Source organism: Bradyrhizobium sp. 27S5 (assembly GCF_037217225.1).
GTDB classification, from domain to species: domain Bacteria; phylum Pseudomonadota; class Alphaproteobacteria; order Rhizobiales; family Xanthobacteraceae; genus Bradyrhizobium; species Bradyrhizobium septentrionale.
Genome location: NZ_CP147714.1, coordinates 3,227,993 through 3,242,673, shown reverse-complemented (window position 1 = coordinate 3,242,673; position 14,681 = coordinate 3,227,993). Strand labels below are relative to the sequence as shown.

12 protein-coding genes are annotated in these 14,681 nt (G+C 65.3%); 2 read left to right on the top strand and 10 right to left on the bottom strand.

Features of this window, described 5'->3' with window-relative positions; all coding sequences use genetic code 11:
- Positions 1-17: 17 nt before the first annotated feature.
- The 6 genes from WDM24_RS15020 to WDM24_RS14995 all read right to left on the bottom strand — a co-directional run bounded on the left by WDM24_RS15020 (position 18) and on the right by WDM24_RS14995 (position 7,976).
- Positions 18-734, bottom strand: coding sequence for a GTP-binding protein (locus tag WDM24_RS15020; protein ID WP_338831723.1), 717 nt, complete (start codon positions 732-734; stop codon positions 18-20).
- The gene (locus WDM24_RS15015; protein WP_338831722.1) at positions 734-2,401 is read right to left on the bottom strand and encodes an amidohydrolase; all 1,668 of its coding nucleotides are present in this window, start codon (positions 2,399-2,401) and stop codon (positions 734-736) included. Before WDM24_RS15015 ends, WDM24_RS15020 begins: the two co-directional genes overlap by 1 nt.
- 249 nt (positions 2,402-2,650) lie before the next feature.
- Positions 2,651-3,652, bottom strand: a complete 1,002-nt coding sequence (locus WDM24_RS15010) for a SphA family protein (RefSeq protein ID WP_338831721.1) — start codon at positions 3,650-3,652, stop codon at positions 2,651-2,653.
- A gap of 128 nt (positions 3,653-3,780) precedes the next feature.
- Positions 3,781-4,782, bottom strand: a complete 1,002-nt coding sequence (locus tag WDM24_RS15005) for a helix-turn-helix domain-containing protein (RefSeq protein ID WP_338699062.1) — start codon at positions 4,780-4,782, stop codon at positions 3,781-3,783.
- Positions 4,783-4,894: 112 nt separating this feature from the next.
- Positions 4,895-6,472, bottom strand: a complete 1,578-nt coding sequence (locus WDM24_RS15000) for a gamma-glutamyltransferase family protein (protein ID WP_338831720.1) — start codon at positions 6,470-6,472, stop codon at positions 4,895-4,897.
- Between the two features lie 829 nt (positions 6,473-7,301).
- Positions 7,302-7,976: a helix-turn-helix transcriptional regulator gene (locus WDM24_RS14995; RefSeq protein ID WP_338699058.1), complete on the bottom strand. Its 675-nt coding sequence runs from the start codon at positions 7,974-7,976 to the stop codon at positions 7,302-7,304.
- Positions 7,977-8,209: 233 nt separating this feature from the next.
- Between WDM24_RS14995 and WDM24_RS14990 the strand changes: the two genes are divergently transcribed.
- Together WDM24_RS14990 and WDM24_RS14985 are read left to right on the top strand one after the other, a co-directional pair.
- Positions 8,210-9,412 (top strand): serine hydrolase, encoded by a 1,203-nt coding sequence (locus WDM24_RS14990; RefSeq protein ID WP_338699056.1) that lies wholly within the window; start codon positions 8,210-8,212, stop codon positions 9,410-9,412.
- A gap of 23 nt (positions 9,413-9,435) precedes the next feature.
- The gene (locus tag WDM24_RS14985) at positions 9,436-11,025 is read left to right on the top strand and encodes an ABC transporter substrate-binding protein (RefSeq protein WP_338699054.1); all 1,590 of its coding nucleotides are present in this window, start codon (positions 9,436-9,438) and stop codon (positions 11,023-11,025) included.
- A 7-nt stretch (positions 11,026-11,032) separates the two neighbouring features.
- Here the strand turns inward: WDM24_RS14985 and WDM24_RS14980 are convergent, their stop codons facing one another.
- The 4 genes from WDM24_RS14980 to WDM24_RS14965 are packed head-to-tail and all read right to left on the bottom strand — an operon-like array spanning position 11,033 to position 14,679.
- Entirely contained in the window at positions 11,033-12,439 is a 1,407-nt protein-coding gene (locus WDM24_RS14980; protein ID WP_338699052.1) for an amidase, read from the bottom strand.
- A gap of 16 nt (positions 12,440-12,455) precedes the next feature.
- Positions 12,456-13,217: an SDR family NAD(P)-dependent oxidoreductase gene (locus WDM24_RS14975; RefSeq protein ID WP_338831719.1), complete on the bottom strand. Its 762-nt coding sequence runs from the start codon at positions 13,215-13,217 to the stop codon at positions 12,456-12,458.
- A 42-nt stretch (positions 13,218-13,259) separates the two neighbouring features.
- A complete protein-coding gene (locus WDM24_RS14970) occupies positions 13,260-13,970 on the bottom strand; it encodes an ABC transporter ATP-binding protein (protein WP_338831718.1) in 711 nt (236 codons plus the stop codon).
- Positions 13,960-14,679 (bottom strand): ABC transporter ATP-binding protein, encoded by a 720-nt coding sequence (locus tag WDM24_RS14965; protein WP_338699046.1) that lies wholly within the window; start codon positions 14,677-14,679, stop codon positions 13,960-13,962. Before WDM24_RS14965 ends, WDM24_RS14970 begins: the two co-directional genes overlap by 11 nt.
- Positions 14,680-14,681: the final 2 nt, after the last annotated feature.

The following is a 14,681-nucleotide window of genomic DNA, read 5'->3' as shown; positions in this document are numbered from 1 at the left end:
GGCCGCATTCATCGCCATCACAATGGTGATCTGCATGGTCGTGCGGCGCGTTGGCCGCCTGCGAGGCCAGATCGAACCAGCGCACGACATCGGCTGAGCGGGCCGACGGATCGAACAGCCCGGCATCGAGAACCCTTTGCCGGATCGACGGTCCCGTTCCGGACGCGATGGCGCGTCGCCACCGGGTTGAGCGCCGCTATCAGCGCGTCGAGCCGCGCCAGCGCATCATCGGCAGCGAGATCGGTCTTGGTGACCAGCAGCCGGTCGGCAACCGCGATCTGCCTGACGGCCTCGCTGTGCGACTCGAGCGTGTGCGCGCCATTGACCGCATCGACGGTCGCGACCACGCCGTCGATCCGGTAGCGACCAATGACATCGGGCGCCGTCATCAGCGTGTGCAGCACGGGCACGGGATCGGCGAGCCCGGTGGTCTCGACCAGCACGCGGTGGAACGGCGGGATTGTCCCGGCGGCACGACGCGCTGCGAGATCGGCCAGCGTCTCGATCAGATCCTCGCGCACCGAGCAGCAGATGCAGCCATTGTCGAGCAGCGCCAGGCGGTCCTCGCTGCTTTCGACCAGCAGATGATCCAGCGCCACCTCGCCGAACTCATTGATGATGGCGACAACGCCGCCAAGCTCCGGCTGGCGCAGCAAATGGTTCAGCACCGTGGTCTTGCCGCTGCCGAGGAAGCCGGTCAGCACCGTGACCGGGATCTGATCCACTGCTCCCATCACGCACCCCGCTCGAAGACCTTGCGGCCCTCGAAGAAGGTCATCTCGACGCGCGTGTCGGCCAGCTGATCCGGCGGGATGTCGAAGATCATCTGGTCGAGCACGATCAGGTCGGCCGATTTGCCCACCTCGATCGAGCCGATTGACTGGCCGAGCCCGGCCGCGCGCGCGGCATCGATGGTGTAGATGTCGATCACGGTGGCGAGATCGAGCGCCTGCTCGGCCCACAGCGACTTGCCGGGAAAATCCCCGGTCGGATTTTGCCGGGTCACCATGCCCTCGATGCCCTGCCAGGGATCCGGGATCGGGATCACCGGCCAGTCCGAGCCGCCGGCCACCAGCGCGCCGGCCTCTTTCAAATCCTTGTTCGGCCAGAAGCGCTGCGCCCGCTCCTCACCCATCGCGGCCTTGTGCGCCTCGAGGAAGATGGTCGGATACCAGATGATCGGCGACAGATCGGCCGCGACGCCGAGCTCGGCGAAGCGCGGGATGTCGTCGGGCGCGATGTAGCTCGCATGCGCGATCTGGTGCACCAGATGGGTCGGACCGTTGAAGCTGCGCACGACGTCGATCGCATCGAGCGCCTGCGTCACGGCGGCATCGCCGGCGCAATGGATCTTTGCGGCGAGCCCGAGCTTCTCGCAGCGTCCGAGCCAGCGGATCAGGTCCGGCACCGTCAGCATCGTCGAGCCGCGGAAGCAGCAGCCGCGCACGGGATCGGCGATGTAAGGCTCGTGGAACGCCGCGGTCTTGGCGCCGGGCACGCCGTCGAGGAACACCTTGACATAATCGGGCTTCACATGCGCGCCGCGATATTGTTCGCGCAGCGCGAACAGCTCCTCGCCGGCCTTGCCGAACATGAAGCCCGGCTCGACCACCGGCATCGCGCAGACCGCCCAGGCGGTGAGCTCCCCGCGGTCGTCGAGCCCCTTCAGCGCGGCCATGATCGGCTGCATGCTGGCGGCGTCGATGAAGGCGGTGACGCCATAGGTGTTGAGGACTCCGATCGAGCGCGCCACCGCCGCGCGGTCCATCTCGGCTGTGTAGTGCCCGGAGGCGGCGAGCGCCCGCTCGACCAAGCCCGAGGCGGCCTCGATCATGATCCCGGTGAGCGTCCCGCTCTTGAGGTCGCGGCCGATCTCGCCGTCGGTCGGGTTAGGGGAATCGGCCTGCACGCCGGCAAGCCGCAACGCCGCCGAGCTCGCCCAGCGATTGTGATAGCTGTCGTCGCGTAGCACCACGGGATGCCCGAGGCATGCCGCATCCAGCAGCGCGCAGGACTCCGCGGTGTTCATCTCGTTCAGCAGATTGTTGCCGAACTGCCCGCCGACGATCCAGGCGCCGGGCGCCGCCGCCGACGCCGCCTTGTGCAGGGTCTCGGCGATCCTTGGAATGCTGTCGGCGTTGGAGAAGCGCAGCTCGTAGAGATCGGCGTGCCCGCCCATCATGATGTGATTGTGGATGTCCACGATGCCCGGCATCGCCATCCGGCCGCCGAGATCGACGGTCGCGGTCCCCTCGCCGACCAGCTCCGCAACATCGCATTCGTCGCCCACGGCGATGAACCGGCCGGCCTTGACCGCCGCGCAGGTCGCCCAGGGCAGCTCACGGTTCGACGTGTAGATCCGGCCGTTGCGGAAGACCGTGTCGGCGAATGTCCTGCTCATACGGATCAACTTCTCGGTTGGGAAAGCCTGTAGCGATCAGCCTTTCGCCGCGCGGTGCGTAGGGCTGAACCGCGCACGACGCCGGCATGATGGCCGAAGGTTCGGCATGTCGGCGTCTGGAACAATCCACCGTCCGGTGGATGCTACGGGCCTGCCGGGCTCAGGTGATGAAAACGGGCAGCCATCGGGGAGCCGCGCGATCAACGCGGCTCCTTTTGATCTGCCTGGCGGGATACGTCGGCGCTTTCGCTACTTGGTGAACATCGGCCGCTTCGGCGGCCCCTCCGGGGCATCCGGTGCCCAGAGACGGAAGCTCAGATTGGCGAACACCGAGTTGCCCTTGGTGATCGACGCCGTATCAATTCCGGGCGGGCCGGCGGTGCCGCCGGAGGCGTTCGAGGAGAACTCGTGCGTTGCCCAGACGGTCAGCGCTGCCGGTCCGAAATTGTAGCCAACGAGGCCGCCGCCGGCCCAGATGTTATACCGGTTGACGTTGATCGCGCCGTTATAGAACGCGCTCGACGTGTCGTTGGTCACCTGCCCGGCGTAATAGGCGATGGGACCGACGGTCCAGTTGCCGATCGTCTTGGTGGCCGTGAACTCGGCGTGGAGGACGTCGCCGGAGCGATAACCGGTGATCGAATTGCTGGTATTGATCTCCTGAAACAGGTTCGCCGTCAGATTCCAGCCATCCTTCAGGTAGGACACCACGAACTCGGGCTGAAACGTCCACCAGGGATTGCCGACGTTGCTCAAGCCGGCCGGCCCGCTGATCGAGCCATTCGGCACATAGATGCCGAGTCCCGTCTTGATGAAGAAGCCGCTATCGCCGAGCTTCCAGCTCAGTTCGGCCGGCACAATGTAGGTGTTGTGCATGCCGGCCTGCTGGATGTTCACCGGCGAGCCGACGTCGGCCATGATCCAGGGCTGCACGATGACCGCATCGTAGGTTGCACCGAGGAACGTCCAGCCTGGCACCCACAGCAAGCCCGACGCCTCGACCGCCGCATGCACCGGCGTCGCCGCCCCACCGATATTCGGCGCGCCCGGCCCGACAATGTTCGATTGATAGGTGAAGACCTGATTGAAGCTATAAAGCCCGGGCGGCGGCGCGCCGGCCGTTCCGCCGCCGAGTGTGATGCCCGGCTTCTGCGCCCAACCCGCGTAACCGAACTCGAATGCGTTGGCTGATGTCATGCTCGCCGCTGTCACGGCAAGCGCCGCGGCCGTAAGTCGTCCGTTGAAGTTCATGTTGCCCCTCCGTCCCCGATATCGCTGCGCCGCGACGCGGCGCTGCAAATCCGGGCAAGCCTAGGAAAGCATCTCCGGCATGCGTTATCCGGAATCGGCAGGCCCGCCGAAGTGGCAATGAAAAAGTCCTAGCGTGGGGCGGAAAGCACGTTCTGAACGGTGCGCGAGGGCAATTCGCCAAACAGCAGCCGATAGTTTTCGGTGAAGCGGCTCCAGTGCCAGAAACCCCACCGCGCCGCCACATCGCCGATCGAGATCGGCCGGCCCGCCGCAGCAAGCGCACGCAACTCGCGGCGCACGGCGTTCAGCCGCAGCGTCCGCAGATATTGCGACGGCGTGAGACCGAGCGCATCCCGAAAGCAGGCCTGCAACGTCCTGCGGCTTACACCGGCGATGCGGCACAAATCGGCGATGTTGGGCGGATCGTCGACATGCGCGAACATGTAGTCGCTGACGCGATCGACCAGTCTCTTTTGGGCGGTCGCCGCCCTGACCTCGGCCCGCGACGTCTTCGACAGGATTTCGGCGAGCGCGCCGACCACCATATCCTGGAGTGATGCGCGCGTGCGACAAAACCCGATCGTCGTCTCAAGCTGATGACCTGGATCGCAGATTTCGCGAAAACCCTGTTGGAGCGCCGGCAATCCCGGCCCACCGAATGAATGGTGCGGTTGCCGATAGCCGGAAACGAGGTCCGCGGACTGCGTCTCGCCGAGCGCGTCCAGCGATGACGCAAGATGATCGCGCGCGATCGCAATCGATACGACGTCCAGCAGGGTCGGCGTCACCAGCGGCGGCAGATCGACGCCATCGTTGAGCAATACATCGGGAAACGCCAAGGAGCGGCCGTTGAAATGTCCGTCGCTTGACGCCGCCAGCGGCAGGCTGAACACCAGAGCATCCGGCCACGCCTTACCTTGCTTGATCAGCGCTTGCGTCGTGGTCTCCCTGACGATCTCAAGGCTCTCGAGCCGGATCCTCACCAGACGTCCGGCGAACCGTCCCGACGACACCTGATCCATGCGCAACTTCCAGCCACCGAACCGGCCGGCATGCTCCGCCGCGTCGGCGGACTCCCCCACCGACACGCCGATCACCCTGCCAGACTCTGCTTCGGAAATCGCTGCCATGAAGCGCTCCCCGACGCCGAGCTTCGGCGAACGCGGGGTGCAGCTACAATCAACCCTTGGATGGACGATTAATATCTTTCCAGAAATAATTCACGGCCACGGCCGAACCTGGTCAGAAGCCCAGCGCCAGACCGTCCTTGCGGTGATCGGAGGCACCAAACAGCACCCCGCGCGCATGGTCGATGCGGATCGCCTGGCAGCCGCCGATCGGCTCCTCGGAGAAGCGCGCATCGTGGCCGCGGGCGCGCAGCTCGTCGCGGATCGCGGGCGATATCGTCGTCTCCAGCGACAGCACGCCATCGAAGGCAAAGGTGCGCGGCGCCTCGGCCGCCGCCTGGATGTCCATCTTCATGTCAAAAATGTTCGAGAGCAGATTGGCATGACCCGCCGCCTGGTAGTGCCCGCCCATCACGCCGAACGACATCACGGTCTTGCCGTCCTTGCGGAGGAGGCCGGGGATGATCGTGTGCATCGGCCGCTTGCGCGGCCCGAGCGAATTCGGATGCCCGGGCCTGGCGCGGAAGCTCCAGCCGCGGTTGTGCAGCAGGACGCCCGACTTCGGCGCGTAGATGCCGCTGCCGAACGGATAGAACAGCGAGTTGATCAGCGAGACGGCATTGAGGTCGCGGTCGACCACGGTGACATAGACGGTGTCGCGGTGCTCGATATCATCCCAGGCGGCAGGTGTGGAGGCCCGCTTCATGTCGATCTTGCTGCGGATCGTCTCGATATAGTCATCGGCAAGAAATGCGGCCGGATCGACGTTGCTGACGGCGGGATCGCAGAAGAAGGCGTCGCGCGCCCGGTAGGCGGCCTTGGTCGCTTCGGCGAGCAGATGGATGCGATCGGCCTGCGCGAGCGCTGCGACGTCGAAGCCCGCGAGCGTCCGCAGGATCATCAGCGCCGCGAGCCCCTGCCCGTTCGGCGGACACTCGACCACGTCATGGTCATGATAGCGCGCCGAGATCGGGCGCACATAGTCCGAGGTCTGTGCGGCAAAATCCTTAGTGCTGTGGGCCCCGCCCAGCCCGCGCAAGATGCCGGCCATCTCGTCGGCGGCCTCGCCGGCGTAAAAGGCGTCGCGCCCGTGTTGCGCGATCTGGCGCAGGGTAAGGCCGAGCGCCGGTTGCGTACGGATGTCGCCAACATCTGGCGCCTTGCCACCCGGGAGGAACTGCGCCGCCGCATTGGCGTCGATCTCGATCCGGGCCCGAAAGCGGCGCCAGTCCTCGGCGACGCGCGGCGTGACACAAAAGCCTTGCTCGGCGGCTGTGATCGCCGGCCGGAAGATTTCTTCCAGCGACCTGCTGCCGTGGTCGGCGACCAGCCTGCACCACGCATCGATCGCGCCGGGTACGGTCACCGCTTCAGGCGCGGTCGGCGGAATGTCGCGCGCGCCGCTCGCGGCAAATTTCTCTGCATCGGTGCCTTCAGGCGTGCGGCCCGAGCCGTTCAGCGCGATCGGCTCGCCGGCCCTCGGCGAAACCAGCGCAAAGCAATCGCCGCCGATCCCGGTCATCTGCGGCTCGACCACGCCCTGCACCGCGACCGCCGCGACCGCGGCATCGACCGCGTTGCCACCGGCCTTCAGCATCTCGACCGCGGCGAGCGTCGCCTGCGGGTGCGAGGTTGCGGCCATGCCACGCTCGGCAACCGCCACCGAGCGACCGATGGCCATGAAATCACGCATGTCGGATCCTCTGATGTTGCGAGCGGCAGCCGCTCGCCAACATTGTCGAAAACGACACCGGTCCTTGGGGAACTTTCGGCCTGCGCGGGCGGGTGCAGCAATCAACCGTACGGTGGATCGGGTGACGCGGACGAGGCCGGCCTGCGGCTGCGCGCTTGCCGCGTGCGACAAAACAACCCGACGGGCAACTCAGCAAAACGCGTCAAGCCCTCGCAGCAAAAATATTTCGGTTTATCGGAATTGCAACTCAGTGTATGGTTCGCCCGTCTCACCCGATCGAGGGGCGCTTCGCGGTCGTCACGAACGCGGTGTGGGATGCGGTGGACGCTGAGATCACGACGGACGAAGCGTGATTGAGGCGGACGGTGAAGTCGTGTGGTCCTGACGCCCTAGCGGCCGGTGTCCCCTTGCGAAACGCGAATGCGTTTCTGCGAAGGCGGTGACAAACAAGCCCAGTCTCGCCGGGGAGAGCACGAAGTAAGCCGTAACCCATCGCGCAGGGAAAGCCGGAGTTCCTGGTTACACCTGTGGTCCTACCCCCGAGCTTTCTACCCTTTGCTCGGGGCCCATGGGTGCGATCGGCACCCGGCTTTCCCTGCGCCCTCTGCGAGAGGAGGGCGGAACGAGAAGCAAAGCTCGGACGATTCATGTCGCGAGAATGCGAAGCTGTGTCCCCACCCACACTGTCATCGCCCGGCTCGAGCGGGCGATCCAGTACGCCGCGGCCTCTCGGCTCAAGCACCGGCGTCTCTGGAATACTGGATCACCCGCTTGCGCGGGTGATGACACCGAACTAGCTGTTTGGCAGTTGAATCACAGCGCCCGCGGCCTAATGCGGCCGCGACATCAGCGCGACAACCGCCGAGCGGGTCTCGACGCCGAGCTTCTCGAAGATATGGATCAAATGCGTCTTCACCGTCGCGAGACCGATGCTCAGGCACTCGCCGATCTCGCGATTGGTTCGGCCGCAGCACAGCAGCTCGACGACCTCCATCTCGCGCGAGGTCAGTCCGTAGCGCGGCGGCTCGTCGGCATTGGACGACAGGCGGCTGGTCAGGTTGAACTCGAGATAGTCGTGGATCTTCTCGGCGATGTGCATGCTGCCGTCCGGAATCGCGCAGCCCGGCGCCCAGAGCACGCTCATTCCGGCCACGATCCGGTCGTTGCGGCGGAAGAAGAACTCGATCATGTCGGCGACGCCGCATTGGCCGGCGAAGGCGCGGTAGGTCGCCGCCTCCTGGGTCGCGCATTGATCGAGGGCTGTGCTCAGCCGCGCAATCGGCCGGTTGCTCGCCGAGCGCGGATGCAGCGGATCGAGCCGGTTCATGCCGGCAAGATACTGATCGTGGAAGCTCGGCGGCACGTTGCTGCTGAGCACGAAGCGGTTGAGGGTGAGGTTGCCGTCGACCTCGTAGAACGCGGTCGCGGACCCCTCGAGAATGCCGCGCGCGAACTGAATGGCCTGCGTGGTCGCCGGATCCGGTCGGCCCAGAAGCGCGATCATGACCTACCTCCCGATGTTTCCCGATGGCGGACGTCTGCGCGTCGCATGCTCGGCACGCTGGGACAGACGCAGGGCTTAGTCAAGCAATTTGCGGGCCAAGCCCGCGCCACGCACATCCTTGAAACGGTTACACCGGGGTAACCCGGCGGCCACCTCCACCATCCGGTTGATTGCGAGCGGCGCGGCGCATGCGGAACTTTCGTGAAACTTCCAATGGCATTGCTGGATCAACAATGAATTCGCGTCGCATCATGGCCGCCTTCCCTCCGGCGGCCGACGAACAAGTCACGCTGGCCAATTGGCGTCAGCATCCCTACAGCGAATGGGCGTTCCGCAACGTGCGCGAGCTCTTGCCCACCGCAAACATCGCGCGCGCCTCAGTGCCGGCGCCGCTGTCCTTTGCGCCGCGCTATCTCGACGACGTCAGCTTCGCAAACCCGCGCGGCGAGGCGGTCGGCGTCGGCCAGGCATTGCGCGCGAGCCACACCGACGGCATCGTGGTGTCGCATCGCGGCGAGATCGCGTTCGAATGGTATGCCCACGGCCTGACACCGGGCACCCCGCATTTGATCTTCTCGGTCAGCAAGTCGGTCGCCGGCACACTTGGCGGCATCCTGGCCGATCGCGGCAAGCTCGACCCCGACGCGCCGGTGACGCGCTACATCCCGGAGATGGAGGGATCGGTCTATGGCGACGGCTGCACGGTGCGGCATCTGCTCGACATGAGCGTCGGCATCTGCTTCGACGAGGATTACATGGCGCGCGACGGCGACGTCATCAACTACCGCCGCTCGACCGGCTGGGAGCCACCGGATCCAGCCATTCCGCCGAGCAATCTGCGCGACTACCTGCGCACGCTGCGGCCGAACGGCGCGCCGCATGGCCAGACCTTCCACTACGTCTCGACCAACACCGACGTGCTGGGCTGGGTCTACGAGCGCGCCTGCGGCATGTCCTATGCGAAAATCCTCTCCCACTATCTGTGGCAGCCGATGGGCGCCGAGCACGACGCCTACATCACGGTCGATTCCCGCGGTGCGGCCCGCGTCGCCGGCGGCGTCTGCGCGACATTGCGCGACCTCGCCCGTTTCGGCGAGATGATGCGCAATCACGGCATCAGCAACGGCCGACAGGTCGTGCCGGGATGGTGGATCGACGACATCAGGCACAACGGCAATGCCGAGGCGTGGTCGCGCGGCGACCTGACGAAGGTGTTTCCAAACGGCAACTACCGCAACAAGTGGTACACGCTCGACCGGCGCGAAGCCCCGTTTGCCGCAGTCGGCATTCATGGCCAGTGGATCTACATCGATCCGGTCAATGAAACCGTGATCGCGCGCGTCTCCTCGCAGCCGCTGCCGATGGATCTCGATCTCGATCACATGTGGATGCGCGGCTACCGCGCGATCGCGGCCAGGCTCAGCGGCCAGGCCTGACAGGTTTGCGACAGGGGGACATCATGGGACCATCGATCAACCGGCGCACCCTCCTGCAGATCGGCGCCGGCGCGAGCCTGGGCGTTGCGATGCCGCGCATCGCGCGGGCCAGCTCGAAAACCATCACTGCGGTGATGCATGCACCGCTGCGCGCCACCGACCCGATCATGACGACGGCGTGGACGGCGCGCAACCATGGCTACATGATCTATGACACGCTGTTCTCGACCAATTCGAAACTCGAGATCGAGCCGCAGATGGTCGAGGCCTGGGAGGTCTCGGCCGACAATCTGACTTACACGTTCCGTCTGCGCCCCGGCCTCAAATTCCATGACGGCAGCGCGGTGACGTCGGCCGACGTGATCCCCTCGCTGCAGCGCTGGGCCAAACGCGACACGATGGGCCAGAAACTGTTCGAGTTCGTCGTCGAGCTGAAACCGGTCGACGAGCGCACCTTCCGCATGGTGCTGAAGGAGCCGTGCGGCTTCGTGCTGGCGGCGCTCGGCAAGCCGACCGCCAACGTGCCCTTCATCGTGCCGGCGCGGATTGCCGCGACACCCGCCGACCAGGCCATCACGGATCATCTCGGCTCCGGGCCATTCCGCTTCGTGACGGCGGAATTCCAGCCCGGCGTCAAGGCCGCTTACGAGAAGAATCCCGACTACATTTCGCGCGACGAGCCATCCGACGGGACCGGCGGCGGCAAGGTCGTGAAAATCGGCCGCTACGAATGGATCAGCGTGCCGGATTTCCAGATCGCGACCAACGCGCTGATGAACGACGAGATCGACTATTTCGAAGTGCCGCCGCACGACCATCATGCGATGCTGGCGCGCGCCGCGAATGTCGAGCTGACCGATTACAATACGCTTGGATTTTCCGGCATGTGCCGGATGAACTGGCTGGTGCCGCCGTTCGACCGGCCGGAGATCCGCCAGGCCGTGCTGCACGCCGTGAACCAGAAGGACTGGCTCGACACCCAGATCGGCAATCCCGACTATTACAAGATCACGCCCGCGATCTTCATCGCCGGCACGCCGTTCGAAAGCGCGGTCGGCTGGTCGACCAAAGCCGATACGGCCAAGGCGAAGGAGCTGCTGAAGCAAGGCGGCTACAAGGGCGAGCCGATCACGATCCTGCACGCGACCGACGCGCCGATCATCACGGCGCTCGGCACCGTCACCGCCGAAGCGCTGCGCGCGATCGGCATGAACGTCAACCTGCTCGCGATGGACTGGGGGTCGGTGGTGGCGCGGCGCGCCAAGCAGTCGATGCCGGCCGAGGGCGGCTGGTCGCTCTACCACTCGACCTGGGCCAGCGCCGATTTGATCAATCCGATCGGCAACGCCTGCGTCAACGGCAAGGGCAAGAACGGCGGCTTCTTCGGCTGGGTCGAGGACGCCGAGCTCGAGCGGCTGCGCGACGGCTTTGCCCGCACCGCGGCGCCATCCGACCAGAAGGCGCTCGCCGACAAGATCCAGGCGCGCGCCTATGAGGTGGTCACCCACGTGCCCACCGGGCAATACAATCAGCCGGCCGCGACGCGGAAGGCGCTGAAGGACATCGTCCGCGCGCCGGTGCCGCTGTTCTGGAACGTCGACAAGACCGGTTGACGGCGCTTTATTCGACGGGCGGCCGCCGCGTGTGCCAATCCGTCACCGACTGGAACGCGCAACCGGCGCGGACCAGCAAATCTTCGGAGAGATGCGGACCGACCAGCTGCATGCTGAGCGGCATCTTGTCCGACGCCATGCCCATCGGCAGCGTGATGGTCGGGCTGCCCGAGAAGTCGAACACCGCGGTGAAACGCAGGATGCTCAACAACACCGTGGGATCGGCGCCGTATTCGCTCATCTTGGTGAGCGTCGGGATCGGCACCGGCATCGTCGGGATCAGCAGCAGATCGATATCCTCGAACATCGCAGCGAGGCTGCCGCTGAACTTGAGCCGTTCGTGATGGATCGCGGCAATATCGACGCCACTCACCGACCTGCCCTGCTCGATGACCTGGGCGAGATCCGGTCCGTATTCCGACTTCCGCGACGGGTAGGTGTCCAGATGCGCCTCAGCCGTCTCCACCGAGCACATCGGGATCCACTGGCTGACGAGCCTTTGATAAGGCGGGAAATGCACCTCACGGATGTCGGCACCGAGAGCGGCGAGCGTGCGCTCGGCTTCCAGCAAGGCGACCACGACCTGCCGATCGATGCCCTCCTGGGTGTACCTGCGATCGACGCCGATCCTCAAGCCCCTTATGCCGTCGCCTGCGCCGGCCAGATAGTTCGGCACCGGCGCCCGCAACGCAGTCGGGTCGTTGACGTCAGCGCCCGCGATGACGCCGAGCATCGCGCCGGCATCCGCAGCGCTGCGGCACATCGGTCCGACGTGATCGAGCGAATCCGCCAACGGGAAGATGCCGTGCCGGCTGACGCGGCCCCAGGTCGGCTTGATTCCGGTCAACCCGCAGGTTGCCGACGGAAACCTGATCGAGCCGCCGGTATCGCTGCCGATCGAGCCGTAGCAGAGGCCGGCCGACGTCGCGACACCGGATCCGGTCGACGAAGAACCGACCCAATAGTCCACATTCCACGGATTGAGTGGCGCCTGGTGGTCGGCGGGATGGTGGCTGGTATAGGCCCCCTCCGTCATCTTGAGCTTGCCGAGCGTCACCGCGCCGGCAAGCTCGAGCCGGTCCACGATCGTGGCATTGAAGGACGGCACGAACCTGGCGTGGATCGTCGTGCCGGCCGCCGTCGGCGCAAAATTCGTGTAGCAGAGGTCCTTCAACCCGATCGGAACGCCATGCAGCGGGCCGCGCCAGATGCCCTTGGCGATCTCTGCATCGTATTGCTTGGCCTGGGCCATCGCCCGCTCCGCGAGCACGAGCGCGTAGCCATGAAACTGGCCATCCAGCTTCGCGATCCGGCCCAGGATCGCCTCCGTGACCTCCGAAGGCTTCGCCTCCTTGCTGCGGAACAGCTCGGAGATCTCGGTGATGGATTTGTAGTGCAATGGATCCGCTGACATGTCGTTGTGGCCCCGGCTAGAACTGGACACCGCGCGTCAAGGCGCCGTCGACGACGAGGTTGGTCCCGGTGATGAAGCTCGCCGCCTTGCTCGCCAGGAACACAGCGGCGTTCGCCATCTCCTGCGGCGTACCCATCCGGCCGGTCGGGTTGAGCGCCAGCGCGGTCTTGTACAGTTCGGGATTACCGTCCTTGATCATGTTCCAGACGCCGCCCTCGAAATAGGTGTTGCCCGGCGACACCGAATTGGCCCGGATGCCCTTCGCGGCAAGCTGGTAGGCGAGGCCCTGCGTGTAGTGAATGATCGCGGCCTTGAACGTCCCGTAAGGACCGCTGGCAAAATCGACCTCGCGCCCCGAGACGCTGGAGATGGTGACGATCGCAGCGGCCGCGCTCTTCTCGAGATACGGCATCGCGGCGTTGACGAGCCGCACCGTCCCCATCATGTCGGTGGAGAATTCCTTCTCCCAGCTCCCCTCGTCCTGGCCGATCGAGAGCGCGCTGACATTGGCGACCACGACGTCGATGCCGCCGAGCCTGGATGCCATGTCAGCGACCCAGGCCTTCAGCGCCGGCCCGTTCGAGACGTCGACGGCACCGCCGAACGCGGCAACGCCCTTGGCCTTGATCGCAGTGACCGCGGCGTCGACGTCGCCCTGATTGCGCGCGCAGATTCCAACATTGGCGCCTTCGGCCGCGAACGTGTCGGCGATCGCCCTGCCGATGCCCTTGGTGCTGCCGGTGACGAGAACCTTTGCTCCCTTGAGTCCGAGATCCATGTTCATTCCCTCCATTTATTATCGATTGTCGAACGTGCGGTATCAAAGCAGCAGTTGTGCGCGAACAGTATCCGCGTTGACCTCCTCACCGGCCAGCGATCGGGTGATCTTGCCCTTTTCCATGATGTAGCAGCGCTGGGCGATCGCCAGGATGGTGTCGAGATTCTGCTCGACGAAGATGATCGTCGTCCCAAGCTCGTCCCGGAACGATTTCAGCGCCTCGCAAATGTGCTGCACGATCGACGGCTGGATGCCCTCGGAGGGCTCGTCGAGAATCATCAGCGACGGGTTGCCGATCAGCGCGCGGCCGATCGCAAGCTGCTGCTGTTCGCCGCCCGACATGGTGCCGGCGATCTGCCGCCGGCGCTCCTTGAGGCGCGGAAAATACGTATAGACGAGTTCCGGCAGCTTCTTGCCGTCGGGTCCGCCGATCAGCTCGCCGACCTGCAAATTCTCCTCGACGCTCATTTGCGGAAACACGTCGCGGCCCTGCGGGATGTAGCCGAAGCCGGCGCGCGCCCGCGCGTCTGCCTCGAGCTGCGTCACGTCCTGATCCATGAAGGTGATGGTGCCGCGCCAGGTCTGCAGCAGGCCGATCAGGCACCGCATCAGGGTCGACTTGCCGACGCCGTTGCGGCCGATCACGCCGACGATCTCGCCGCGCGAGACCGACATGCTGACACCCTGCAGGATCGGCGTCGCGCCGTAGCCCGCCCAAAGTCCCGACACGTCCAGAATGCGATCAGTGGGCATGGGTCTTACCCAAATAGATTTCCGCGACCTTCTCATCTTCCAGGATGGCTTCCAGACTGCCGCGCGCAAAGATCTTGCCAAGATGCAGAACAGTGACGCGCTGCGCGACCTGACGTACGAACGCCATGTCGTGCTCGACGACCAGCACCGTCATGCCCTCGGCATTGAACGACTTGATCAGTTCACCGGTCTTGTAGGTTTCCTCCGGCGACATGCCGGCGGTCGGCTCGTCCAGCAGCAGGAGTTGCGGCTGCAACGCCAGCGCCATGCCGATCTCGAGCCATTGCTGCTGGCCGTGCGACAGCGCCCCCGCGAGCTTGCCGCTGTCGTCGGCCAGATTGAGCAGCGACAACAGCCGCTCCTCCTCGGCGCTGCGTTCAGCGCCCGAAAGCCGTTCCTGAAGCGCGATCTGGATGTTCTGCCGCACCGGCAGTTCCTTGAACACGCTCGGCGCCTGCATCTTGATGCTCATGCCGCGTTGCACCCGCGCGTAGGGACGCTCATTGGTGATATCGACGGAGTCGAAGAAGATGCTGCCCGCGGTCGGCGGGTAGAGGCCGACGATCAGCTTGAACAGCGTGCTCTTCCCGGCCCCGTTGGGCCCGATCAGGCAATGCACCTCGCCGACATTGACCGTCAGGTCGACGTCGGAGACGGCGGTCAATCCACCGAACCGCTTGGATATGCCTTTCACATCGACCAGTGCCATGA